This window comes from Streptomyces sp. NBC_00659, assembly GCF_036226925.1.
Taxonomy (GTDB): Bacteria; Actinomycetota; Actinomycetes; order Streptomycetales; family Streptomycetaceae; genus Streptomyces.
This window is the reverse complement of sequence record NZ_CP109031.1, coordinates 3675230-3698333: the sequence shown is the minus strand read 5'-3', so window position 1 is coordinate 3698333 and position 23104 is coordinate 3675230. Positions and strand designations below refer to the sequence as shown.

22 protein-coding genes and 2 pseudogenes are annotated in these 23104 nt (G+C 72.5%); 12 read left to right on the top strand and 12 right to left on the bottom strand.

The window, feature by feature from the left end; genetic code table 11:
• Positions 1-46 precede the first annotated feature (46 nt).
• The 3 genes from OG410_RS15960 to OG410_RS15950 all read left to right on the top strand — a co-directional run bounded on the left by OG410_RS15960 (position 47) and on the right by OG410_RS15950 (position 3365).
• A complete protein-coding gene (locus tag OG410_RS15960; RefSeq protein WP_443063760.1) occupies positions 47-1675 on the top strand; it encodes a YfbK domain-containing protein in 1629 nt (542 codons plus the stop codon).
• Between the two features lie 421 nt (positions 1676-2096).
• The gene (locus OG410_RS15955) at positions 2097-2354 is read left to right on the top strand and encodes a chaplin (RefSeq protein ID WP_329299766.1); all 258 of its coding nucleotides are present in this window, start codon (positions 2097-2099) and stop codon (positions 2352-2354) included.
• A 159-nt stretch (positions 2355-2513) separates the two neighbouring features.
• On the top strand, positions 2514-3365 hold the full coding sequence (locus OG410_RS15950; RefSeq protein WP_329299765.1) for a chaplin: 852 nt from the start codon (positions 2514-2516) through the stop codon (positions 3363-3365).
• Positions 3366-3802: 437 nt separating this feature from the next.
• Here the strand turns inward: OG410_RS15950 and OG410_RS15940 are convergent.
• Positions 3803-4152 (bottom strand): annotated as a pseudogene (locus tag OG410_RS15940) (ATP-grasp domain-containing protein); the annotation flags it as partial.
• Positions 4153-4320: 168 nt separating this feature from the next.
• Here OG410_RS15940 and OG410_RS15935 point away from each other — a divergent pair.
• Entirely contained in the window at positions 4321-6114 is a 1794-nt protein-coding gene (locus tag OG410_RS15935) for a glycosyl hydrolase (protein WP_329299764.1), read from the top strand.
• Between the two features lie 22 nt (positions 6115-6136).
• On the opposite strand, the gene OG410_RS15930 is transcribed toward OG410_RS15935, so the two are convergent.
• The 9 genes and pseudogenes from OG410_RS15930 to OG410_RS42600 all read right to left on the bottom strand — a co-directional run.
• The gene (locus OG410_RS15930; RefSeq protein ID WP_329299763.1) at positions 6137-7267 is read right to left on the bottom strand and encodes a GNAT family N-acetyltransferase; all 1131 of its coding nucleotides are present in this window, start codon (positions 7265-7267) and stop codon (positions 6137-6139) included.
• Positions 7264-7920, bottom strand: coding sequence for a lipopolysaccharide biosynthesis protein (locus OG410_RS15925; RefSeq protein ID WP_329299762.1), 657 nt, complete (start codon positions 7918-7920; stop codon positions 7264-7266). Before OG410_RS15925 ends, OG410_RS15930 begins: the two co-directional genes overlap by 4 nt.
• A gap of 16 nt (positions 7921-7936) precedes the next feature.
• Positions 7937-9049, bottom strand: coding sequence for a glycosyltransferase (locus OG410_RS15920; protein ID WP_329299761.1), 1113 nt, complete (start codon positions 9047-9049; stop codon positions 7937-7939).
• Positions 9046-9810, bottom strand: coding sequence for a polysaccharide deacetylase family protein (locus OG410_RS15915; protein WP_329299760.1), 765 nt, complete (start codon positions 9808-9810; stop codon positions 9046-9048). Before OG410_RS15915 ends, OG410_RS15920 begins: the two co-directional genes overlap by 4 nt.
• Positions 9794-11569 (bottom strand): murein biosynthesis integral membrane protein MurJ, encoded by a 1776-nt coding sequence (gene murJ / locus OG410_RS15910; protein ID WP_329299759.1) that lies wholly within the window; start codon positions 11567-11569, stop codon positions 9794-9796. Before murJ ends, OG410_RS15915 begins: the two co-directional genes overlap by 17 nt.
• Positions 11570-11775: 206 nt before the next feature.
• Positions 11776-13191, bottom strand: a complete 1416-nt coding sequence (locus tag OG410_RS15905) for an O-antigen ligase family protein (protein ID WP_443063759.1) — start codon at positions 13189-13191, stop codon at positions 11776-11778.
• A gap of 4 nt (positions 13192-13195) precedes the next feature.
• Positions 13196-14632, bottom strand: coding sequence for an exopolysaccharide biosynthesis polyprenyl glycosylphosphotransferase (locus OG410_RS15900; RefSeq protein WP_329299758.1), 1437 nt, complete (start codon positions 14630-14632; stop codon positions 13196-13198).
• Positions 14629-15828 carry a glycosyltransferase family 4 protein gene (locus OG410_RS15895; RefSeq protein WP_329299757.1) on the bottom strand — a complete coding sequence of 400 codons (1200 nt, stop codon included), beginning with the start codon at positions 15826-15828 and terminating at the stop codon, positions 14629-14631. Before OG410_RS15895 ends, OG410_RS15900 begins: the two co-directional genes overlap by 4 nt.
• 40 nt (positions 15829-15868) lie before the next feature.
• Positions 15869-16213: pseudogene (locus tag OG410_RS42600) on the bottom strand (DUF3344 domain-containing protein); the annotation flags it as partial.
• 599 nt (positions 16214-16812) lie between these two features.
• Here OG410_RS42600 and chpG point away from each other — a divergent pair.
• The 7 genes from chpG (at position 16813) to OG410_RS15855 (ending at position 20751) form a co-directional block, all read left to right on the top strand.
• Positions 16813-17052 carry a chaplin ChpG gene (gene chpG, locus OG410_RS15885; RefSeq protein WP_329299755.1) on the top strand — a complete coding sequence of 80 codons (240 nt, stop codon included), beginning with the start codon at positions 16813-16815 and terminating at the stop codon, positions 17050-17052.
• Between the two features lie 250 nt (positions 17053-17302).
• Positions 17303-17605: a hypothetical protein gene (locus tag OG410_RS15880; RefSeq protein WP_329299754.1), complete on the top strand. Its 303-nt coding sequence runs from the start codon at positions 17303-17305 to the stop codon at positions 17603-17605.
• Positions 17606-17691: 86 nt separating this feature from the next.
• Positions 17692-17931, top strand: a complete 240-nt coding sequence (locus tag OG410_RS15875) for a chaplin (protein ID WP_329299753.1) — start codon at positions 17692-17694, stop codon at positions 17929-17931.
• Positions 17932-18096: 165 nt separating this feature from the next.
• Positions 18097-18594 (top strand): DUF5949 family protein, encoded by a 498-nt coding sequence (locus OG410_RS15870; RefSeq protein ID WP_329299752.1) that lies wholly within the window; start codon positions 18097-18099, stop codon positions 18592-18594.
• Positions 18594-19223 (top strand): vitamin K epoxide reductase family protein, encoded by a 630-nt coding sequence (locus OG410_RS15865; RefSeq protein ID WP_329299751.1) that lies wholly within the window; start codon positions 18594-18596, stop codon positions 19221-19223. The genes OG410_RS15870 and OG410_RS15865 overlap by 1 nt, the downstream gene beginning before the upstream one ends.
• A 114-nt stretch (positions 19224-19337) precedes the next feature.
• Positions 19338-19901: a tyrosinase family oxidase copper chaperone gene (locus OG410_RS15860; protein WP_329299750.1), complete on the top strand. Its 564-nt coding sequence runs from the start codon at positions 19338-19340 to the stop codon at positions 19899-19901.
• On the top strand, positions 19885-20751 hold the full coding sequence (locus tag OG410_RS15855) for a tyrosinase family protein (RefSeq protein WP_329299748.1): 867 nt from the start codon (positions 19885-19887) through the stop codon (positions 20749-20751). Before OG410_RS15860 ends, OG410_RS15855 begins: the two co-directional genes overlap by 17 nt.
• A gap of 131 nt (positions 20752-20882) precedes the next feature.
• Here OG410_RS15855 and OG410_RS15850 read toward each other — a convergent pair whose 3' ends face one another.
• The gene (locus OG410_RS15850; RefSeq protein WP_329299747.1) at positions 20883-21218 is read right to left on the bottom strand and encodes a chaplin; all 336 of its coding nucleotides are present in this window, start codon (positions 21216-21218) and stop codon (positions 20883-20885) included.
• Between the two features lie 197 nt (positions 21219-21415).
• Positions 21416-22375 carry a D-2-hydroxyacid dehydrogenase family protein gene (locus OG410_RS15845; protein WP_329299746.1) on the bottom strand — a complete coding sequence of 320 codons (960 nt, stop codon included), beginning with the start codon at positions 22373-22375 and terminating at the stop codon, positions 21416-21418.
• 129 nt (positions 22376-22504) lie between these two features.
• Between OG410_RS15845 and OG410_RS15840 the strand changes: the two genes are divergently transcribed.
• Positions 22505-23092, top strand: coding sequence for a hypothetical protein (locus tag OG410_RS15840; protein WP_329299745.1), 588 nt, complete (start codon positions 22505-22507; stop codon positions 23090-23092).
• The last annotated feature ends 12 nt before the right edge of the window (positions 23093-23104 follow it).

Here is a 23104-nt window from a genome sequence, read left to right as displayed (position 1 = left end):
TCACACAGGTCGGCCCACACAGGGGCCGTACGCCGAGGGGGCACAGATGGGGATGAAGTACACACGGACGGCGGCCGCCGCGGGCCGCCCGCACAACGGCGCACGGAGAGCGAGCCGTCGAAGGCTGGCCGGCACCCTGCTCGCCCTGCCCCTGGCGGGCGCACTGCTGCTCACCGGATGCGGCGCGGGCGACGGCAGCAACTCCTCGGACGGCTCGGACAAGTCCGGCGGCCGCAACAACCTCCCGCTGCCGGGCCCCGCGCAGCCGACCGGCGGCGCGGCCGAGCGCGACGCCGAGGGCGAGCAGTCGGACGCCCCGGACGTCCAGCCGTCGCCCGACTACCTCTCCACGTTCGCCCTCGACGTCGACACCGCGTCGTACGGCTACGCCCGCCGCACTCTTGCGGACGGCCGCGCCCCCGACCCCTCGACGGTCCGCCCCGAGGAGTTCGTCAACAGCTTCCGCCAGGACTACGAACGGCCCGACGGCAACGGCTTCTCGTTGTCCGTCGACGGAGCCCGCACCGACGACGGACGCTGGTCCCTCGTCCGGGTCGGGCTCGCCACCAGGCCCGCCGACAGCGAGCGCGAACGCCCGCCCGCCGCCCTCACCTTCGTCATCGACATCTCGGGTTCCATGGCGGAGCCGGGCCGCCTCGACCTGGCCAGGGAATCCCTCGACGTGATGACGGACCGGCTGCGCGACGACGACTCGGTCGCCCTGGTCACCTTCAGCGACGAAGCCGAGACCGTGCTGCCGATGACCCGGCTCGGCGGCCACCGCGCCCGCGTCCACCGGGCGATCGGCAGTCTGGAGCCGACCGACTCGACCAATCTCGGCGCGGGCGTGCGGACCGGGTACGCGACGGCCGTCGACGGGCTGCGCGAGGGGGCCACCAACCGGGTCGTCCTGATCTCCGACGCCCTCGCCAACACCGGCGACACGGACGCGGACGACATCCTCGAACGGATCTCCTCGGCCCGCCGCGAACACGGCATCACGCTCTTCGGCGTGGGTGTCGGCAGCGACTACGGCGACGCCCTCATGGAACGCCTCGCCGACAAGGGCGACGGCCACACGACGTACGTCTCCGACCGCGACGACGCCCTCACCGTGTTCTGTGACCGGCTTCCGCAGAACATCGACCTCACGGCACGCGACGCCAAGGCGCAGGTCGCCTTCGACCCCGAGACGGTCGAGCGGTTCCGGCTGATCGGCTACGACGACCGCAAGGTCGCCGACGAGGACTTCCGCGACGACCGGGTGGACGGCGGCGAGGTGGGCCCCGGCCACACGGTCACCGCCCTCTACGCCGTCCGCACCCGCCCCGGTGCCTCCGGGCATCTGGCCACCGCGACCGTCCGCTGGCTCGACCCCGGCTCCCGCGCCCCGCACGAGGAGTCCGGCAGCCTGGAGACCGGCGGCCTGCGCGAGGGTGTCTGGACCTCGCCGTACTCCTTCCAGGTCACCGCCGTGGCCGCCTACTTCGCCGACGACCTGCGCTCCGGAGACGCCCGCTGGAGCTCCCTGCCCGGTGTCCCGTCCCTCGGAGAGCTCGCCTCGCGGGCCCGCTCCCTGGCGAACGTGACCGAGGACAAGGACGTCGCGGCACTCGCCACCGCGATCGGGCAGGCCGACGAACTGGACATCTGCGCCGGCGACTGCGCCCGGTAGCGCGCCCCGACGAATCGTGTGCGGCCCATGGAAATTCCGTTACACAGGGGAACAGCGCGCCGGACACGGGAACATCCCGGTCCTGTCGGGCAACGGCACCCTCGGCAGCTGACCTCCGCCCGGGGCCCGGGCCGCACGCCGTGTTCAGGCGCGGTCCGGGCCCCGACGCGCGTTCCCGTCGTATATATGAATTCCGTTTCTGTCGTGTTGACATTCCTGCTCCGTGAAACGCTTCTCATTCGAGAGGAGCGTTTCACCCGCTGTGAAGCTTCCGTGCCCATTCCGGGCAGGGCGATTCGAGTGAATTCCCCAAGGGCTTACGTTCCGCAGTTTCCTCGGTGGTCCGTCCCTCGTTTACAGCCCGCAGGTCATGATGCGAGCCGCCCAGGTGTGCTCGCTCGGTTTCGGCCGACAAAGGGGCATGACCGCAGAGAAGGGAAAGCACGTGAAGCTCAGGAAGAGCACTTCCGTCGCCGTCGGCGCGATCATGGCTCTGGGCATGGCTGCCCCCGCCTTCGCGGACTCGGGTGCCGAGGGCATCGCCGCCAACTCTCCCGGCGTCCTCTCGGGCAACGTGATCCAGGTCCCGATCCACATCCCCGTCAACGCGTGCGGCAACTCGGTCAACGTGATCGCCCTGCTGAACCCGACGATCGGCAACGTCTGCGCCAACTACTGACGTTTCGGCACTTCAGCCGCCTCCGGCTGTGCCACGGCCGGCTTTGGACCGCCTCGCGGACCCAAGGCCGGCTTCCTCACTTCTCCCAGCAGGAAGACAACAAGAGTGCGACAGAACCTGAGTAGGGGAGTGGTCCTGGCCGCGGCTGCGACAGGCATCATGTCCCTGTACGCCAGTCCGGCCCTCGCGGACTCGAACACGACCGCGACCGCTTCGGACTCACCCGGCGTGGCGTCGGGAAACAACGTCCAGGTTCCGGTGAACGTGCCGCTGAACATCTGCGGCAACACGGTCGACGTCGTCGCCGCCCTCAACCCGGCGTTCGGCAACTCCTGTGCCAACGGCCCGGTTTCACAGGGCAGGCACGCGGCGCCGCACCACCCCGCGCAGCACGGCGCCGACTCCGCGTACCACCCGGGACGCGGCGCCGGCCGCGGTGGTACCGACCACGCGCAGGGTCCCGGCGGCCACGCCGGGGGTCAGCGTGCCGAGCACGGCGGCTACGGCGGTGAGCGGGGCGGCTACAGCCACTCGGGCTACGGCGACTCCCGGCACGGCCAGTCCGGTCACATGAGCCCGGGGTACGGGGACTCGGATGCCCGCCACGGCGGTTGGAGCGGCGCCTCGTCGTACGGCGAGACGCACGGATCGCCCGGTGTCCTCTCGGGCAACCAGGTGGCGGCTCCCGTGGACCTCCCGGTCGAGCTCTGCGGCAACACGCTGGACGTGATCGGTATCGCGAACGCCGCGTTCGACAACTCGTGCGCCCACCACCCCGCGCCGGAGGGCCACGCGACGCCCCCGCGGACGGTTCTGCAGCCGCCGAAGACGCCCGTCGTGCACACCCCCGTGACGGTCCACGAGCAGCCCCCGGTGCCCCGTCAGTACACCCCGCCCACGCTGGCGGAGACCGGCGGCGAGGGTGTGCTCGCCAACGCCGCGATCAGTGTCGCCCTGATGACGGGCGGCGCCCTGCTGTACCGGCGCAACCGGGCCCAGTCCCGCCCGTGACGCCCCGCTCCGGGTGCCGCTCGCGTTCTCGCGCCCGGCACCCGGAGCCGGTCCGCGCGCCGCGCGGTCGGAGCAGGGCCGCCCGGTACGCGGCTGGTCCGCCCGGAGCCGGGCGCCCGGTGCGCGGCCCGACGTCAGAGCCCGGCGCCGAGCTCCAGGTCCGATCCCCGCCGACGGCCCTCCCCGGGCGCCGGGATCCGCCCACCGCCCGCACCCGCACCCGCACCCGTGCGCAGCCGTCGCCGCAGCCGTCGCCGTACGCCGCGCACCAGCGTGCCCGCCGTGAAGCCGGCGCCCTGCACGAAGCGCATGGTCGGGCCGAAGGCGGAGGCGGAGGCGGTGATCAGTCCCGCCATGAAGAGACCCGGCACAGACCACTCGAAGTCCCGGCCGACCTCCGGGGAACCGTCCGGCAGAGCCGCCAGACCCGCGCGCAGACCGTCGTCCAGCGGCAGCAGGAACCCGGAGGCGAGCTCCTCGCCCAGAGCGCTCACCGCGAGGGCGCTCACGTCATCCGACGGGACCAGTACGGCGGGCCGGGAAACCCGGGCGGCCACTTGGCGCAACACCGCGGCGATGTCCGCGAGCGACGAACCGGGTGGGGCGGAGGGTGCGTCTCGCCGGCAAAGCGCGATCTGCTGACGGGACTCTCCTCGGAATCCGCGACCAGGTGCACCTCCACACCGGCTCTGCCGAGTGAGCGCACGGCTCCCGGCGTTCCGTGGTGAACGGGATTCCGGTCGACGCGCAGCGGCACGGCGGGGACTCGGCTGTCGAGATTCCGCACGGGCTTCTCCTTCGGAATGGAGAGGGGCGGGGCGACCGGGCGGGTCACCCGTGCGAGTGATCATCAAAACGGGAAACCGGAAGCCCGGTTGGCTGAATACGCATTCATATGACTGAGTGTCAGTAATCGGAAAGGGAAATCCGAGGATCAAGAGGGAGAGGAGCAGGCATGGCCCCACAGCGGCAGCGGCCCCGGAGCGGAAGACTGGCGTTCATCGCGGCCGGCATCGTCACGTCGGTCGCGCTCGCGTCCGGTCCGGTGTACGCCGTGGGCGCCGGGGCGGTGCGGGCAGGCGACCCGCCGGCTCCGACACCCACGACGGCGGAACCACCCCTGAACTCCCCGGCCGGCGGTGGCGTTCCGGCCGCGGGGTCGGCCTCGGCCGCCACCGGGACGCCGCGCCCGGTCGCCGGTGTACCCACGGCGGCGGTCACGGACGGCGTGAAGCCCGCCCGGCAGGGAGCGGCCGGGCTGCCGGCCTTCGGCGCCTACCTCGACTTCGGCCCCGAGGGCGTCGCCCGTATCGAGCAGCTCAGCCGGTGGCTCGGCGGCACCGAACTGCGGGTCGGACACACGTATCTGCCCGGCGACCGCTGGAGCAACATCGAGGGCGCGCCCGGATTCCTGGACGCCTGGGCGGACTGGCGCCGCCGCCAGGACGACCGGATGCTCGTCCTCAACGTCCCGATGATGGAGCGCAACGAGGAAGGTCTCTCCGACGGCCAGGTCCGCAGGCTGCTGCGCGAGGCCGAGACCGGAGCCTTCGACCACCATTTCCGCGCGCTCGCCGAGCGGCTCGTCGAGCTGAAGGTGCCCGACACCGTCATCGTGCTCGGCTGGGAGATGAACGGCATCACGTACTCCCATCGCTGCGGTCCCGACCCGGAGGCCTGGAAGACGTACTGGAACAGAATCGTCACCGCCATGCGGTCGGTGCCGGGACAGAGATTCCGGTTCGATTTCGCCCCGAACCGCGGCCTGGACGCCATTCCCTGGACCGAGTGCTATCCCGGTGACGACACGGTCGACATCATCGGCATGGACGCGTACGACCAGCCGTCGGGACTCTCGTTCGACGAGCAGGTGAAGGAGCCGTACGGGCTTCAGGAGCAGGTGGATTTCGCCAAGGCCCACGGCAAGTCCATCTCCTATCCGGAGTGGGGCCTTTATCGCAACGGCGACAACGTGACGTACATGAAGGACATGCTCGCGTGGATCGACGAGCACAAGCCGCTGTACAACACGCTCACCGACTACTGCCCGCACGGTGTGTGGCAGTGCCAGGACAACCCGTCGGCGGCCGAGGCCTACCGGGCCGCGCTGTCCCCCTTCGACGATCCGCAGCCCACGGCTCCGGCAGCGACCCCGGCCCCGACGTCAGATCCGGCGTCGACGCCGACATCCGCGGCGGCCTCCACGTCCGTACCGGCTTCGACACCGACGACCGAGCCCGCCTCCACGCCGGAGCCGACCCCGACCCCGACGCCGACCCCGGAACCTGAGCCGACACCGGAGCCGGTCTCCACCACGACCGTGACGCCCGAGCCGGTGCCGACGCCGGTCAAGACGCCGGTGTCGAAGCCGGTTCCGACACCGGTCCAGACGCCGGTCGAGACCCCGGTGTCCGAGCCGGTCTCCACCCCGACCGCGACGCCCGAGCCGGTTCCGACGCCGGTCAAGACCCCCGTGTCCGAGCCGGTCTCCACCCCGACCGCGACGCCCGAGCCGGTTCCGACGCCGGTCAAGACCCCCGTGTCCGAGCCGGTCTCCACCCCGACCCCGACGCCGACCCCGCCCCCGGCGCGCGAGCCCGTGCCGCACGCGACGCCGGACCCGGCCACCTGTGCGCCGCTGGAGCTCGGTGACTGGGTGGAGTACTGGCTCGGCGGGAAGCCGTGCGTGCGGCTCGACTGGGCGCCGGACGAGTGGTGGTCAGGCGACCGGTGGTCGAGCGGCTGGTGACCCTCGGGCGGCGGCGGGTCGGTCAGGGCCTGCCGCCACCGCGTTCCTTCCAGCTCCGCAGCAGCTCCTTGCCCCGCCGGCGCGCGGCGACCTCGAAGATCACCGCCGACATCAGCAACGCCGTACGCCGACGGGCCAGGAGCAGCCGTTGGTTGACGACCGGGTCCGGGCGCCAGTGGTGCTTGTACGGTTCGTCGCCGCGCAGCAGGCTCAGCGTCCAGCGGTCGCCGCCCTCGGTGTGCCGGGAGCAGGCGTCGAGCAGCATCACCGCCACGTCCGCCTTGCGTTCGCGCAACCGCGGATGGGCGCCGTACAGATAGCCGCCCGCCAGGCGCCGGGACAGCAGCGTGAGGTCCACGGCCATCACGGTGCCGTCGAGCCGGAACTCGGTGACCACCGCGTCCCCGGACCGCACCATCGGGCGCACCGAGCGGACCAGATGCTCCGAGAACCGTTCGTGGAGGTGCTCGGAGGTCACCTTCCGGCCCTCCCACTGCAACCGGTGCAGTTCGAGCAGCCGGCCGAGGGCCGCGTCCACCTCGTCGTGGCCCACCACCCGCTGTTCGACCCCGAGCGCGGTGAGTTTGCGCAGCTTGGCCCGGACGCGCTGGGCCTTGGACGAGGGGAGGCGGCCGACCAGTTCGTCCATCGAGGTGGCCGGGAGCTCCAGACACAGGGAGTCCCCGACCCGGCGGCGCGGTCCTCGCCAGTGCTCGTAGATCCGCTCCATCGCGCCGCCGGGACGGACCTCGCGGAAGTCGATCAGCGCGGTGCGGGCCGCGGCCGACAGCCCTTCGGCGAGCAGGGCCGCCGCGTGGTCGGCGTGCTCGTCGTCGAGGAGCACGTCCGCGTAGTCGGAGATCGGCCCGCCGAGCGGCACGAGCGTCGGCAGCGGGCGGCGGGCCCGCATCAGCGGCGCGACCGCGAGCAGTTCACCGCCCTCGCGCACGACCATCAGACGCAGGCGCCCCGGTGTGCCGTACGAGAGCCACCAGGAGTGCAGCCAGGCGTGGCTCTGGAACGCGGTGGCCGCGCCGCACCGGCGGTGCAGGCGCCCCCAGGCTTCCGCCAGTTCGGCGAACTCCCTTTCCTCGGTGACGAGTTCGGTCGGCGCGGTGCCGCGTACACCGGCCCGGAGTGTCGTCGCGCTCACAGCTGGCCGTGCACATCGGCGGCGGTGGCCGGGCCCGGAACCGAGGCCGGGCGGGCCGTGTCGCCGGTCCGCCGGGGACGGACCAGCAGCACGAGGCCGCCGAGCAGTCCGCCCGCGCTCGCGCCGACCAGGCCCGTCACCGTCGGGGACGGGGAGGACGCCGATGTCGGCTTCATCGCGCGGGAGAACGAGAGGAGCTGGACGTGGGTGCTCTTCTGGCTCGCGTTGGCGTGCTGGGTCAGGGAGCGGGTGACCGCGTTGGCCATGTCGGCGGCCCGGTCGGGGCGTGAGGAGGTCGCCGAGACGGCGACCATCGGCGCGTCCGGGGAGGTCGCCGTCCGCACGTCGGCCTCCAGCGTCTTCAGGGGCACACCGGCCCACACCTGCGCGTCCCCGAGCACCGCGAGCTGTGTGGCGACCCGGCCGTAGGCCTGGGCGAAGCCGAGCGCGGCGGACGGATCACCCTTGTCCGTCGGAACGGCGATGACGTAGCTCGTGGCCGTGTAGGCCGGCGGCTTCACCACGCCGTACGCGCCGCCGAGTGCGCCGCCGAGCACGGTCGTGGCCGCGAGCAGCGACCACGCCGGGACGGTTCTCGCCCGGGGAAGGGACGAACCCGAGGGGCGGTGGCCCCTGGTGAGGATTTCGGACATGTGGAACTCACTCCAGTCAGGTGCGCGAGACAGCGGCCGCGTACACGTCCATGAGCTGTGCGGCGCTGCGGGTGATGCAGTACTGGTGGGCCGCCTCCGGGGCCGAGCGGGGGGCGGGGCCCCCGGCACGGACGCCGGCCAGCGCGCGGGCTAAGGAATCCGCACCGCCCGCGACCCGGGTCGCGCCGCGCGCCACCCCGGGCGGGAGGTCCTCGACGGCCGGACAGGAGACGTACAGCACCGGCAGTCCGGCCGCCAGCGCCTCCACGACGGCCAGCCCGAACGCCTCCTCGGGACTGGGCGAGGCGAGGACGTCCATGGCACCCATCAGGGACGGCAGATCGGCGCCGGGAGAGCCGCCGGCGGGGCGTTCCCCGGCGAACAGGACCCGGTCCGCGACCCTGGCGTCGTGTGCCGCGCGCCGCAGCGCGGTCTCCTCCGTGCCACCGCCGACCAGCAGCAGCCAGCAGTCGCCGGGCAGCTCGGCCAGCGCGCTGATCAGGACGTCGAACCGCTTGCCCGGCGCGAGCCGGCCGACACCGCCGACGACGTACGCGTCCTGGGGGAGCCCGAGCCGACGGCGGGTGTGTTCGCGCAGGTCCGGGTCGAAGCGGAAGCGGGCGATGTCGACGCCGTTCGGCACGACCTCGATGCGGGGTGCGGGCACACCCCAGCGCCGCAGCCGTTCGGCGACCGTGGGCGAGACGGCGACGGTGGAGCGGCCGAGCCGCTCGCTGGCCAGATACAGGGCGCGTACGCCCGGTCCGAGCCGGCGGCCCTCCATCTGCGAGTCGCCGAGCGAGTGCTCGGTGGCCACGACCCCTTTGACCCCGGCCAGCCGGGCGGCGAGCCTTCCGTACACGCAGGCCCGGTAGAGGTGGGTGTGCACGAGGTCGTAGCGGCCCGCGCGGATCACCTTCACCAGGCGGGGGAGCGCGGCGAGGTCGCGGTTGCCGGACATGCCGAGATGGATCACGCGCACGCCGTCGGCGGCGAGCCCCTCGGCGACGGCGCCCGGATTGGTCAGCGTCACGACGTCGCAGGGGACGGGCAGGTGCCGCAGCAGCAGCCGCAGTTGCTGCTCGGCGCCACCGACACCGAGGCCGGTGATGATGTGCAGCACCTTCACCGGACCGCCTCGACGGGGCGCCGGCGCAGCCGGTGAAGGCGGTGCTTCAGGAACAGGCGTACGGAGGTGTCGTTCTCGCCGATGTGCACACGGGGGAGGGCGTACGGGCCGGTCAGCGGGCCGGGGTCGATCCCGCAGGCGTAGCCGTATCCGGCCTCGCGGACGGCGTCGACGACCCGGCGGTCGACGGTCCCGTACGGATAGCAGAAGCCCTCGACGTGAGCACCGGTCAGCTCCGAGAGCACCGCTCTGCTCTCCGCGACCTCGGCGCGCAGCACGGCGTCGTCGGCCTTCGTCAGGTCGACATGGGTGAGTCCGTGCGAGCCGACCTCCATGCCCTCGGAGGCGGCGGTGAGCCGGATGCCCTGCTTGCCCAGCAGGGGTTTGCGCGGGCCCAGCGGATCCCAGGCGTTGTCGCCGTCGAGCCGGCCGGGCAGCACGAACAGGGTGGCGCCGAACCCGTGGCGCCGCAAGAGGGGGAGCGCGGTCTCGACGAAGTCGGCGTACCCGTCGTCGAAGGTCAGGCCCACCAGATCCCGCCCCTGGCCGCAGGCACGGGCCGCGAGCAGGTCCGCGACGCACACCCCGCGCAGACCGCGCCGGCTCAGCCAGCCGAACTGCTGGTCGAGGCGGTCCGGGGAGACCGTGACGCGGTACGGGTCGTCGGAACAGTCTCCGACGGAGTGGTACATCGCCACCCACGGCGGCGCGTCGAGGGAGCGCGTACCGGTACGTCTGCTGGTGTCAGCGGAAACGGGCATTCTGAACCCTTCGTGTGACGGAACGGACTGCGGAGGCGAACCCCTCGACCCGGAAGGCCCAGGCCAGCAGGGCGAAGACGAAGGTCACGACCGTGCAGCCGACGACGAGTCCGAGCAGCGGGGAATCCACGCCGCTGGCGCACAGAGCACCGGTCACCGCCGCGGTCAGGGCGGCCCGCAGCGGTTTGCCGATCTCGGACACCACCGCGCGGGTGCGGATCGGCACACTGCGCGGACCCATGCCGTACAGCAGGAGCACGGCGGTGAGGGTGACGCCGGCCGCGTTGGCGGCGGCGATCCCGCGGACCCCCCACGGGCCGACGGCCAGGGCCCCGGCCCAGCCGGTCGCGACGACCCCGGCGGTCATCGCGAACAGCGGGTACCAGGTCGGCCGTCCCGAGCAGAAGTACGAGCGCACGAGCGCGCCGACCAGGGTGTGGCCCAGCAGTCCGAGGGCGTACACCCGTATGACCGCCGCCGTCGCCGCCGTGTCCTGGGCGGTGAACGCGCCGCGCTGGAAGAGCAGCTGGATGATCTGCGGGGCGCACGCCACGACCACGGCCGCGCCGAGGAGCACGGTGCAGGCGACGAGCGTCAGATCGCGCTCCACCCGGTCGCGGGCCCGCTCGGTGTCGCCCTCGGCGATGGCCTGCGCGACCACCGGGAAGGTGACCGTGCAGAGCATCAGCGAGAGCACCATCGGCATCTGGGCCACTTTCTGGGCGTAGTTCAGATGCGAGATGGCCCCGGCGGGCAGCGAGGAGGCGAGGAAGCGCTCGATGAGGACCTGGGACTGCCGGCACAGCGCGAAGAGCAGGACCGTTCCGATGAGGGTCAGGTCCATCGGGCGGGCCGGCTCACCCTCCAGGGTCCCGGCCGCCGGTCGCCCGCGCCGCAGCTGTCGCCACAGCGACGGTGCCTGCGCCACCGCCATGAGCGCGCCGCCGACCGCGACACCGAGGGCCGCCGACCGTACGCCCCAGCGCGTGCCGAGGACGAACATCGCCCCGATGATCGCGGTGTTGTACGCCATGTAGATCGCCGCCGGTGCCACGAAGCGCCGGTGCGCCCGCAGGGCCGCGCTGCAGTACCCGGCGAGCCCGAAGGAGAACACACAGGTCGCGGTCAGCCGGGTGCAGTCCACCGCGAGGCGGGGGTCGGGCAGGCCGGGCGCGAGTGCCTCGACCAGGTACGGCGCCCCCGCGACGAGCAGCGCGCCGAAGGCCGCGAAGGCGAACGTCAGCCGGGGCAGGGTGGCGGCGACCAGGGCGCGTACGGGATCACCGGCGGCTCCCCGGGCACGCCGCGTCACGGCCATGCTGAACGCCGGGATCAGCACGAAGGCCAGCCCGTCCTCGATCAGCAGCGTCGCCGCGAACTCCGGCACCGTCCACGCGACGAGGAACGCGTCCGTGTCCGACCCCGCCCCGAACAGATGCGCCAGCGCCTGGTCCCGGCCGAGGCCCAGCAGGGCTCCGGCGATCGAGAGGGCGACGGTGACGAACGCGGCCTTGGCGAGGAACCGGTCGGAGGCGGCTTCGGGCCGATCCGCCTTCTTCCGGCCCTTCCGGGAACCGGGTGTCTTCACGGCGACGGACGCGGGCGGCGGACCGCCGGGAGAGCCGGGTTCCCGGGCGGGTGGCAACGACAGGGCCGGCTCGGCGCCGGTTCCCGCGGCGGCAACCGCCCCCGAACCGATGCCCGTTCCCGAGCTGACGCCCGTCCCCGCCCCCGCCCCCGTTTCCGTTTCCGTGCTCATCCCCACGCCCCCGACACCCATACCGCCCCTCGCACCGGTCCCCGTGCCGTCTCCCGGACCGGTGCGCGCGCCCGAACCTGGCCCCGCCCCCGTGCCGGTCCCCGTGCCCGCTCCCGGACCGGTCCGCGCGCCTGTGTCCGTCGCCCTGCCCGTCCCGAAGTCCGGGGTGGTGTCCGGGCCTTCCCCCGCCCTGGGCGGCGTCACCGTCATCGCGCCGCGGCCTCTTCCCGTACGGCGGCGGCTGGGGCCGCCGCCCCGAAGCCGGGCGTGGCCGACGGATCCATCAGGGCCCACCAGCCGATGACGCCGAAGACGACGGCCGTCAGGACCGTGGAGGGGCCGCCGATGTCCGCGTACACGAAGTCGACGAGCTGCCAGACGAGCAGCCCGCACGCAACGAGCGCGCAGTCCGTTCCGTGCGGGGTACGGCCCGCCGCCGCGAGGCCGGGGCCCGGGGCCTGCCGTGTCGTGCGGCGTAGGCGGACGAGTCCGCGCAGCGCGCACACCAGCAGCGCCAGCCAGCTGCCCACCAGCGCGAGCAGTCCGACGAGACCCTGCTCGCCGAGCACGAGGAGATACATGTTGTGCGGCGAGAGCAGCGCCTGCTTGTGAAAGGCGGTTCCCGCGCCCGCGATGTCGCTGCCCGAGGAGAGCGCGAGCGAGGCGTGACCGTCCCGGTACTCGGGGAAGCCCTTCAGCCCGACGCCCGTCAGCGGGTGTTCGCGCCACATGTCGGTGGCCGCCGCCCACATCGTGTACCGGTCGGTCACCGACTGGTCCGGCGCGTCGGTGACCTGCGTGATGCTGGTGACGCGCTCCTGGAGCATCGCGCTGCCGAGGCCCAGCCCGCCCACCAGGATCATCCCGGCCGCGGCCAGCGCGGCGACCGCCTTCACCGCGCGCCGCAGCCCCGCCAGCACGAGCTGCGCGCCGCAGGCCACGGCCGTGGCGATCCACGCGCCCCGGCTGAACGACAGCGCGAGCGGCGGCAGCAGGGCCAGCGCGCACAGCACGGCGACGGAGCGCTGCCGTGCCTCACCGGCTCCCAGGGCCAGTGCCACCGCGCACACCAGCCCGAACGCGACCACCGTCGCCATGCCCATCACGTCGGTCGGCCCGAAGGTGCCGACCGCCCGGACGTTCTCGCCCTGGTACGAGGCGCCGGTCCCGGTGACGTACTGCCGTACCCCGATAGCCCCCTGCCACAGCGCCAGCGCCACGAACGACCAGGCCAGCAGCCTGAGGTCGCGCCGGTCGCGGACGAGCAGCAGGACCGCGGCCGGCACCAGCACGAAGACCTGGAGATAGCGGGTGAGCCCGGTGATCCCCGCGCCCGGGTCCGCCGCCCCGGCCGCCGCGACCGAGATGCCGACCACGGGGAGACCGAGAACCAGGGCGGCGGTCGCGGACAGGGGGCGTCGGCGGGTCCGTACGAGACGGAGCGCGCAGCAGAGCACCACGAGACCGGACATGGCGTCCGCGATGTTCGCGCCGCCCTCGTCGCGCGGCGCGATCGGCAGCCCGAGCAGCGCGATCACCGCGACGACGGGCAGGACCGGCAGCACGCGCCGCAGGGCGGCGGTCACGCTGTCCAGGGGGGTGACGGGCAGGGCCTGGCTCACCGGCTCAGCTCCCCGTCGGGCGCACGAGCGCCGCGGCCGTGCGCAGCAGGATGCAGATGTCCTGCCACATCGACCAGTTGTCGATGTACGCGTTGTCGAACCGGCACCGGTCCTCGATCGAGGTGTCCCCGCGCAGCCCGTGCACCTGGGCGAGTCCGGTGATGCCGGTCTGCATCCGGTGCCGGGCCGCGTAGCCGGGGTAGGTCTGGCTGAACTTGGCCACGAAGTAGGGCCGTTCGGGTCGCGGTCCGACCAGGCTCATGTCGCCCCACAGGACGTTCAGGAGCTGGAGCAGTTCATCGAGCGAGGTGCGTCTGAGGAACGCGCAGAAGCGGCTCATCTCCTGCTCGCCCGCCACACTCCAGCGGGTCGCGGCCTCGTGCGCGTCGACCGGGCGGTGGGTGCGGAACTTCAGCAGCGTGAACGGCCGTCCGTCCTTGCCGATGCGCTCCTGCCGGAACACCACACCGGGCCCGTCGGTCAGCCGCAGGACGGCCGCGAACACCAGCAGCAGCGGACTGACCAGCAGCAGCAGCGCGCCGGAGACGGCGACATCGAGGAACCGCTTCCCGAACGCGGCGCGCCGGGCGCCGATCGACAGGGGGCGGCAGGCGAAGCCGGCCAGTGTGTGCCGGCCCGCGCGGTCGTACGACGGGGAGTCCGGGTCGACCTCCCACAGCTCGCAGCCCGCGAGGGCCAGCGCCCGCAGCATCGGCCCGCGCCTGACCGGCGGCTCCACCACCAGCACGGCCCGCACCCCGTTCTGGATGAGCGCCCGCTGCACCTCCTCGCCGGTGGTGAGTACCGGCAGTCCGTCGGGGCCGGTCGGCCGGTCGGCGACGACGCCGACCGGCCGTACCCCGCAGTTCGGGTGGCGCAGGAAGGCCGCGGCCACCCGCTGCGCGGTCCCGGCGGGACCGATCACCAGGGCGGCGCCGGGGTGCTGAGCGAGGGCCCGGCGACGCCGCCAGTGCACGGTGCCACGGCCGGCGCAGCTGATCACCGACTGCGCGGCGCATCCCAGGGCCAGCGTCCGGGCCGTCAGCGCCTCGTCCGGGGCGAACGCGGCGAAGACGGCGGCCAGGGCGCACCAGGTGACCGCGATCCGCGCGCAGACGGCGGGCAGTTCGTCGAGCAGGGCGGGCAGCGGCGTCGGCCGGTACAGGGAAGCCCGGGCGTTCAGCAGGACCACGACCAGCAGCAGCGCGACGACGGACAGCGGGTGCCGCTGGATCTCCGTGAGCGACTGTCCGGCAGCCAGCGCCGCGACGGCGTCCACGGCGGCCAGTGGCAGCCAGGAGACGCGCCGGACCCTGTTCCGCTGTCCGGCCGGGAACCTGAAACCGCCGTCGCTCTCGCGCGACGACATGACCGAGACGGGTGAGAATCCGTACTCCCGGGGCTGTCCGCCGGGGGTGGGAACGGTGCTTTCCGCAGTCACGAGTGGATGGACTCCCTGCACTCGGTGTGGTCCGCGCACATGACCCTTCCGGCGTGCTGCGGCTCTCGGCCGGCCAGCAGTTCGCGGTACACCCCCGCGACCGCGTCGGCCGTGAGGCGCACGTCGTGCGTGGTCAGTACGTGGCGGCGCCCCTGGTGGCCGAGCGAGGCGCGCAGCGGGGGATCGGCCAGCAGCGCGCCGATCGCCTCCGCCAGCGGCGCCGGTTCCGGCGCGGCCACCAGACAGCGGGCTTCGTGCCCCGGCGGCAGGCTCTCGCGGGCGCCGTCCACGTCCGTCATGACGACCGGACGCCCGCAGGCCATGGCCTCCAGCGGGGCCAGCGCCATGCCTTCCCAGCGGGACGGCAGCACCACCAGATCGGCGGCCTGGTACCAGGGCACCGCGTCGGCGGCGGCCCCGGCGAACAGCACGTCACGCGGTGCCACGGCGCGCAGCCGCGCCGAGTCCGGTCCGTCCCCGACGAGCACGAGCCGCGCCGCGGGCACTCGCCGCAGCACCGAGGGCCACGCGTCGAGGAGGATGTCCTGCCCCTTCTGCCGGCACAGCCGTCCCACGCACACCACCAGGGGAGCGGCCGGATCGACCCCCGCGAGCAGCGGCATCCCGGCTCGTACGGCGTCCGCGTCGGCGGGGTGGAACCGCCCGGGGTCGACGCCGTTGGGGATCACCCTCCAGGGGGCGCGCACTCCGGCTCGTACGCCGGTCGCGCGCTCCGCCTCGCTGACGCACACCACCCGGGACGCCCAGCGCGTCCCCCACCGCTCCCAGCGCAGCGCGAGCGCCGCGGCGGCACCGTCGACGGCCTCGAACGACCAGGCGTGCGGCTGGAACACCGTCGGTACCCGTCCACGCAGCGCGAGCCGGGCCGCGAGCCCCGCCTTCGCGCTGTGCGCGTGCACCACGTCCGGCCGCACCCGCGCCAGAACCCGGCCGAGTCGCCGTACCTCCTGAGCGAGCTGCGGCCCCGGCGCCCGCGTCGCGTGCCAGGGCCGTACGTCCGCGCCGAGCGCCCGCAGCTCCCGGCCGAAGCCGTTGCCGTCCGGGCAGGCGACGGTCACCCGGGTTCCGGCGGCGATCTGGGCGCGGACGAGGTCGGTGACCACGCGTGCGACACCGCCGTCGACCGGCTGTGTGACATGAAGGACCCGCGGCGGAGGGTCTGTTGGCAGATGCATGCGCGGTTCCTTGCTCACGGGCGGCGCACCGGGGCGCGCGTCACTGCTTCGCGTCGACGGCGGCGAACAGTGCTCCGATCCAGGCCGCGTCCCGCTGCGAAACGATCCGGAAGGCCAACTGGTCACCCCCGCCGCGGATCCCCTCGCCGAGTTCGAGGACGTCCGAGTCGTAACCGAGGGTGTTCGCGTACGAGGGCACCCGCCTCGGGGCACCGGGGCCGGACCCGCTGATCGTGGAATTCAGCACGTCGTCCCGGGGGTTGGCCAGGTCGCCCAGCGCCGTCGGCGTACCGCGGCCCGTCGAGACGGACAGCGAGTCGCCCCCGCGTCCGCGGTCGCCGTTGTACGCGACCGGGCCCACCCGGCCCCGTACGTGTCCGGGGAGTTCGCTCCGGTCCGGCCGGACCACGCGCTCCTCGCCGGAGCCGAGTGTCCCGGCCGAACTCCGGCAGCTGATGGAGGAGTTGGCGGCCCGTGCGATTCCGTGGTGCTGGAGGGCGCGGTACCGCTGGGGGAACGGGAGCGTCCGTGCCCGCGCGGCGGGCGGTCTGTCGGCGGGCGGCTCCGCGGACGCGGGGCCGCCGGGCGCCCAGGCGGTGAGGGCGGAGCCGCCCACGATCGCACGGCGCGGCAGCAGGCCCGGGGAAGTACGCATGACCGGCGGTGCCCTTTCGGGGAAAGGTTCTGGACTGGCGGACGAGCGGACGGACGGAAATCCGAGAATCCGATGAATCAGGCGTGTGCGCGTCGGCTCCCCGCGAGCCCCCGGCGCCCCTGGGCGCCTGCTTCCAGCCGTCCTCGGAGAGCCCGACTCTAGCCGGTGTCCTCCTTTGTCATCGAAAGCTGTGATGTGTGTCGGAATCGTGAGCCCGGTCGCTTGAGACATCACCCCTTTGGAGGCACAACCCGCGTGAGCCTCACGCGTTGCACCAGAGCCGGGCATTCCGCCCGGATGTCGTGTCGATTTCCAAGGAGCACTTCTCCATGTCGCGTATCGCGAAGGGCCTGGCCCTGACCTCCGTTGCCGCCGCCGCCGTGGCCGGCACCGCCGGCATCGCCGCCGCCGACAGCGGCGCGCACGGCGCGGCCGCCCACTCCCCGGGCGTCCTGTCGGGCAATGTCCTGCAGGTTCCCGTTCACGTCCCGGTCAACGTCTGCGGCAACACCGTGAACGTCATCGCTCTGCTGAACCCCACGTTCGGGAACACCTGCGTCAACGCCTGACGCCGTCGCGGACCCTTCTGGCCGGCCGTCCTCCCGAAACGGAGGGCGGCCGGTCCGCGTCGGCGGGCCCGGCGCCGGCCGTTCGCGCGAAAGCCCGGCACGGGCCGGTGCCGTCCGGCGTGACGCGCAGGGGCTCCCGGCGGGGCACAGGAATTCTCCGCACGCGGAGTTTCCGTTGCGTTCGGGGCTCGTTAGGCAGCGCACAGAGGAATTCCCTCCGGTGACATCCGTCGCCGAAGAAAGGAACACGATGAAGTCTCTCAAGGCCGCCGCAGTGGTCGCCGGGTCCCTGGTCGTCGCCGGAGCCGCCGCGCCCGCGTTCGCCGCCGGAGCCTCCGACCTCGCGCCCTCCAGCCTCAACGGCGCCCTGGAGACCGTCACCAGCCAGCGTTCGCTCAGCGTGCAGGACGCCCTTCCTCTCCAGCACCAGTCGAACGCGCTCGACACCGAGAACAAGGACTCCGCGCTGAGCGGCGTGAACAGCGCGGCGAAGACGCTGAACACGACGGCCTCCCCCGCACAGCTCCTCGGCGGGCTTCCCCCTCGGGGTTAGTCGTATCCCTTGCGTGCGTGTCTTTCCGCAATGCCCGCGGGCATTTCCCTAGGCTCTGGAGAAAATCTCCGATGAAAGGGCTCACAATGAACACTGCCAAGAAGGCCGCTCTTATTTTCGCCACCGCCGGAATGGCTGCGGGTGCTGCCGCGGGGAGTGCCGCCGCGGACTCCGGGGCCGAGGGTGCCGCGGTCAATTCCCCGGGCGTTCTGTCGGGCAATGTCGTCCAGGTTCCCATTCACGCCCCGATCAATGTCTGCGGCAACACGGTCGACGTCGTCGGTCTGCTGAACCCGGCTTTCGGCAACGCCTGCCTCAATCACTGACATCGCGCGGCCGATGCGGTGAGAAGGGCCGATTCCCCAGGCGCGGAATCGGTCCTTCGCGCTGTTCGAGCCGCGTACCTCGTTCGTGTGGTCACGCTCCCTGACATCCCCCGGGAGGGTGATATCGGGTCAGAACCCGAACGGGCGCATCGATAAGGTTCCGCGGTGACCTCAACCTCAAGCGAAAAGCGCTCACTTCGGAGCGCCGATCTCGGCACGCTCGCCGTCATGGCATTCAGCGGCGAGGCCCCCGACGGCGACATGCCCTATCTCCTCGCCTACTCGCTGGGAGACGGCGAAGGGGGTCCCGAGGGCTCCGCCGCGGCCATCCGGCAGCTGCTCATCGACAACGGACTGCCCGTGGGCGACAAGCTCATCGACGGATCCCGGCAGCCGGGCCTGCCGCTCACCCTGCTCGTCGAGGCCGGCCAGGCCGTCGTCGGCATGCCGTACCTCAATGCCCAGTGCGTGGCGCCGCCGGAGTGGCTCGAGGCGGTCGGGGAACGCGGCTACGCCTACTTCCTGTTCGCCACCCGTGCCTGGCCCGTGGCCCAGCCCGGCAAGCCCGTCGCGCCCGAGGACCTGACGGCCTTCGCGGGCGACGAGGAGACTCTGCTCAGCGCGTCCCACGTGTTGCTGCCCGCGCGCAGGCTGCGCGGCTGATGGCGGCCGCCGCGGGATCGGGGACGAGCGGCGGCAACGGTCCGCGCGGCCACACCGTCGGCAGTGGCCGTGCCCTGGCCGTGCTGCTGGTGATCACCGGGGCGGCCGGTCTTCTCGCCGCGTGGGTCATCACGATCGACAAGTTCAAGCTGCTGGAGAACCCGAACTTCGTTCCGGGGTGCAGCCTGAACCCGGTGGTCTCGTGCGGCAGCGTCATGAAGAGCGAGCAGGCGTCGGCCTTCGGGTTCCCTAACCCGATGCTGGGCCTGGTGGCGTACAGCGTGGTGATCTGTGTCGGTGTGAGTCTGCTGACCGGTGCGGGATTCCCGCGGTGGTACTGGCTGACCTTCAACGCGGGCATGTTGTTCGGAGTCGGATTCTGCAGCTGGCTCCAGTTCCAGTCGTTCTACCGGATCAACGCACTGTGTCTGTGGTGCTGTCTGGCGTGGGCCGCCACGATCATCATGTTCTGGTACGTCACATCCTTCAATGTGCGGAACGCATTTCTGCCCGCCCCGGAATGGCTGAAGGTATTTCTCGCGGAGTTCACCTGGGTCGTTCCGGCGCTGCACATCGGCGTCATCGGAATGCTGATCCTCACCCGCTGGTGGGATTTCTGGACGAGCTGAGATCTCCCTATCGGACGACTAATGAGTCCGTCAGGGGAATCTTGATCTGATGACGTTCCCGGAATCGTTACGTGATACGGACCGAAACAGCATCGATTCGCCGAGGAGAGAAGCATGTTCGCCAGCTGGATGCCGGGCAGAGTACCGAGGCGCGGGCGGGGCGGCCGGGTGCCGGGTGCCCCGGCGCGCGGCCGCCGGACGGAACGTGTGGCCGGCGGGCTGGCGCTGACCCGGCGCGGTGCGATGCGGGGACTGCTCGTGTCGGCCGTCGGCGTGGCGCTGGCCCCCGTCGTCGCGGCCTCACGGCCGCCGCGCCGCCGCCCCCGGGACCTCTCCTTCGACGAGGTGTACCGCGGCCGGCACATCCTCGGCACACAGAGCCGCTCGGACGGCAGGGCCGCGTTCGCGGGCGGCGATTGGCAGGTCACGGTGGACGGCCGGCCGCTCCATCTGATGCGCCGCGCGGACGGCAGCTATCTCAGCATGGTGGACCACTACGAGTCGTATCCGACACCGCTGGCGGCGGTCCGCGCGGCCGTCGAGCAGCTGGGCCCAGCCGAGCAGCTCAGGCACATGGGCGGCATGGACGGCAGGCCGGCCGGCCTGGGCGGGCGGGGGATCGGCACAGGGAAGAACGGTACGGAGGGGAGCGACCACCACCATGGTGTACACGCGTAAGAACGTCAGCACCCTAACGAGCGCGGAGCGGCGCCGATTCGTCACCGCGATGCTGGAGGTCAAACGCCGCGGGGAATACGACGAGTTCGTCCGCAGGCACATCGACTACTACGTCTCCGACGGCGACGGCGGACTGCGCGCGGCCCACATGGCGCCCTCGTTCCTGCCCTGGCACCGCTGCTTCCTGCTGGACCTGGAGCAGGCGCTCAGGCGCGTGGACTCCGGTGTGAGCGTGCCGTACTGGGACTGGACGCGGGACCGCACACCGACCTCCGCCCCGTGGACCAAGGACCTGCTCGGCGGCGACGGGCGGCGTTCCGACCGGCAGGTCATGACCGGACCCTTCGCCTACGCCCAGGGCAAGTGGACGATCAAGGAAGGGGTGACCGACGGCGCGTTCCTCATGCGTGAGTTCGGCCGCCCGCGCAAGCCGATCCAACTGCCCACACGGGCCGCGCTGAACGCGGCCCTGAACGACCCCGTCTACGACACGGCGCCTTTCGACTCGACGACCACGCGCGGCTTCCGGAACCGGCTGGAGGGGTGGGGGCACGGGACGGGGAACGCCACCTGGGAGAACCACAACCGTGTCCACCGCTGGGTCGGCGGCCACATGCTGGGCGGCGCCTCGGTCAACGACCCCGCCTTCTGGCTGCACCACGCGTTCGTCGACCTTCAGTGGTCCCGATGGCAGAAGCTGCACAAGGGTGCCCGCTATCTGCCCGAGCGGCCCCCGGGTTCACGTGACTCCCAGTACCGGCGCATCGTCGCCCGGCGCGAGAAGATGCCCCCGTGGGGCGTGACGCCGGAATCGATGGAGGACCACAGCCACATCTACCGGTACGCATAGCCATAGCCATAGCCATAGCCATAGCCATAGCCATAGCGCAGGCACCGGCGCCACGGCACAGGCAACGGAGAGGCCCCCGGCGGTGACGTCCCGCCGGGGGCCTCGCGCGTGCTGGGCGCGGTGTGCTGGGCTCAGTTGCCGTAGCCGCGGGCCTCGTGGTGCTTCTTGACCTCGTGGTGCTTCTTGGATCCGTGCTTCTTGGCCGCCTTGTGCTCCTTGAAGTCGGCGTCACCGTTCACGCAGGTGTTGCCGAAGGCCGGGTTCAGCAGACCGATGACGTTGATCGTGTTGCCGCACAGGTTGACCGGAATGTGGATCGGGGCCTGGATGACGTTGCCCGACAGGACACCGGGCGAGCCGGTGGCCCCGCCCTGGGCGCCGGCGTCAGCCATGGCCATTCCGGCCCCGCTGAGGGCAACGGCACCCGTGCCCACGACGACTGCGGCGGCCTTCGCGATGCGAGACATCACGTTCTCCTTCGACTCGATGAGTGCGATGGCTCGGACGCGACCGCACTTCCCGTTCAACGCGTCCGTCCGCACCTGGTCACGGGCGTTCCGCCGGGGGATCATTGTTCGAACAGGGGCCGGACGAGCGGCCGTTCGTCCAGGCCGGTGATCGGGCGGACCGGTGATCGGCCGAGCCGGTGATCGGGCGGGCGCGGTCAGCCGAGGCGGCGCAGGGGTGTGCCCGCCAGGAACGCCTGGATGTTCTCGACGGCCGCCCCGTAGTACGTCTCGTAGTTGGACCGCGACACATAGCCGAGGTGCGGGGTGGCGAGCAGGCGAGGGGCCGAGCGCATCGGATGGCCGGCGGGCAGCGGCTCGGCGTCGAACACGTCGACGCCCGCCCCTGCGATACGCCCCGCGTGCAGCGCGGCCAACAGGGCGTCCTGGTCGACGATCGCCGAGCGCGAGGTGTTGACGAGGTAGGCGGTCGGCTTGAGCAGGGCCAGTTCGGCGGCGCCGACGAGCCCCCGGGTGCGGTCGCCGAGCGCGAGGTGGACGGAGACGAAGTCGCTGTCCGCCAGCAGCTCTTCCTTGGAGGCCGCGAGGTCCACCCCCACCTCCCCGGCCCGTTCCGCGGTGAGGTTCTGGCTCCACGCGGCGACCCGCATGCCGAAGGCGAGCCCCACCTGGGCCACCCGGCCGCCGATCTTGCCCAGCCCGAGCAGGCCGAGCCGCCGGCCGTGCAGATCGGCGCCGACGGTGCTCTGCCAAGGGCCGCCCGCCCGAAGGGCGTTGTTCTCCGTGACGATCCCCCGCGCGAGGCCGAGCAGCAGGGCCCAGGTCAGCTCGACCGGCGGCGCCGAGGAACTCGGCGTGCCGCACACGGTCACCCCGTGCGCCTCGGCGGCGGCGTAGTCGATCACCGAGTTGCGCATCCCGGAGGCGATGAGCAGCTTCAGCCGCGGCAGCCGGGCCAGCAAGGACGCCGGGAAGGGCACGCGTTCGCGCAGTGTGACGACGATGTCGAAGTCCGCCAGCGCGGCCGCCAGCGCGTCCTCGTCACCGAAGTGCCCGTCGAAACCGGTTACTTCCACGGTGTCCGCGACGGGCGACCAGTCGGCGATCCGGGTCGCGACGCTCTGATAGTCGTCCAGCACGGCACAGCGAAGACGCATGTCGGGTCCCTCCCAGGCTCAGCCGGACCCTACCCGAGCCGTGGCACGCGGAGCCGGGCGGACCACGACGGCGGACCGCGGGGGGAAGCCGCGACGGTCACTCCCTCCCCATGGCAGTATCTGGGCACTATGAATGCGTCGCCAGCGGTACGGAGTCTGCGCGCCGCGGTGTTCGCCGTCCTGTGCGTGCTGCTGGCCGCCGGGGGGCACGCGCTCGCCACCGGGCAGGCGCCGCCTCTGTGGGCGGAGGGCGCCGGACTGCTGGCCGTCTTCGCCACCGGCTGTGTGCTGGGCGGCCGCGAACGGTCCCTGTCCGGGATAGGCGGCGCCATGCTGGTCGCGCAGGCCGGACTCCACCTCGGCTTCGAGGCCGCCCGGCCGCGCATGGCGATGAACATGCACGGGATACACATGGCGCACCCGGCCGCACACGCCCTGACCCCGCACGCCACGGCCGCGCATGTCGCCGCCGCTCTGCTGGCGACGTGGTGGCTGCGGCGCGGCGAGGCCGCCCTGTGGTCCCTGCTGCGCCGGGCGGTGACGTTCGTCCCGGGGCTCGCCGCATGGTGGAGGACGAGGACGGGACTGTCTCCGGTACGGCCGTACGGAGATGTCGTGCGCCGGAAGGCCGCCGAGCCGTGGCCGCTCGGCCGGCCGCTGCTGCGTCACGCCGTCTCGCGCCGGGGACCGCCGGCAGGGCTCGCTCACACGCCCTGACCATATTTCCCT

What these genes read in the sequence shown, in the direction of transcription:
- OG410_RS15960 (WP_443063760.1), top strand. Translation starts at nt 47, where the DNA reads ATGGGGATGAAGTACACACGGACGGCGGCCGCCGCGGGCCGCCCGCAC.
- OG410_RS15955 (WP_329299766.1), top strand. Translation starts at nt 2,097, where the DNA reads ATGACCGCAGAGAAGGGAAAGCACGTGAAGCTCAGGAAGAGCACTTCC.
- OG410_RS15950 (WP_329299765.1), top strand. Translation starts at nt 2,514, where the DNA reads ATGTCCCTGTACGCCAGTCCGGCCCTCGCGGACTCGAACACGACCGCG.
- OG410_RS15935 (WP_329299764.1), top strand. Translation starts at nt 4,321, where the DNA reads ATGGCCCCACAGCGGCAGCGGCCCCGGAGCGGAAGACTGGCGTTCATC.
- OG410_RS15925 (WP_329299762.1), bottom strand. Translation starts at nt 7,920, where the DNA reads ATGTCCGAAATCCTCACCAGGGGCCACCGCCCCTCGGGTTCGTCCCTT.
- OG410_RS15915 (WP_329299760.1), bottom strand. Translation starts at nt 9,810, where the DNA reads ATGCCCGTTTCCGCTGACACCAGCAGACGTACCGGTACGCGCTCCCTC.
- murJ (WP_329299759.1), bottom strand. Translation starts at nt 11,569, where the DNA reads ATGAGCACGGAAACGGAAACGGGGGCGGGGGCGGGGACGGGCGTCAGC.
- OG410_RS15895 (WP_329299757.1), bottom strand. Translation starts at nt 15,828, where the DNA reads ATGCATCTGCCAACAGACCCTCCGCCGCGGGTCCTTCATGTCACACAG.
- chpG (WP_329299755.1), top strand. Translation starts at nt 16,813, where the DNA reads ATGTCGCGTATCGCGAAGGGCCTGGCCCTGACCTCCGTTGCCGCCGCC.
- OG410_RS15880 (WP_329299754.1), top strand. Translation starts at nt 17,303, where the DNA reads ATGAAGTCTCTCAAGGCCGCCGCAGTGGTCGCCGGGTCCCTGGTCGTC.
- OG410_RS15875 (WP_329299753.1), top strand. Translation starts at nt 17,692, where the DNA reads ATGAACACTGCCAAGAAGGCCGCTCTTATTTTCGCCACCGCCGGAATG.
- OG410_RS15865 (WP_329299751.1), top strand. Translation starts at nt 18,594, where the DNA reads ATGGCGGCCGCCGCGGGATCGGGGACGAGCGGCGGCAACGGTCCGCGC.
- OG410_RS15860 (WP_329299750.1), top strand. Translation starts at nt 19,338, where the DNA reads ATGTTCGCCAGCTGGATGCCGGGCAGAGTACCGAGGCGCGGGCGGGGC.
- OG410_RS15855 (WP_329299748.1), top strand. Translation starts at nt 19,885, where the DNA reads ATGGTGTACACGCGTAAGAACGTCAGCACCCTAACGAGCGCGGAGCGG.
- OG410_RS15850 (WP_329299747.1), bottom strand. Translation starts at nt 21,218, where the DNA reads ATGTCTCGCATCGCGAAGGCCGCCGCAGTCGTCGTGGGCACGGGTGCC.
- OG410_RS15845 (WP_329299746.1), bottom strand. Translation starts at nt 22,375, where the DNA reads ATGCGTCTTCGCTGTGCCGTGCTGGACGACTATCAGAGCGTCGCGACC.
- OG410_RS15840 (WP_329299745.1), top strand. Translation starts at nt 22,505, where the DNA reads ATGAATGCGTCGCCAGCGGTACGGAGTCTGCGCGCCGCGGTGTTCGCC.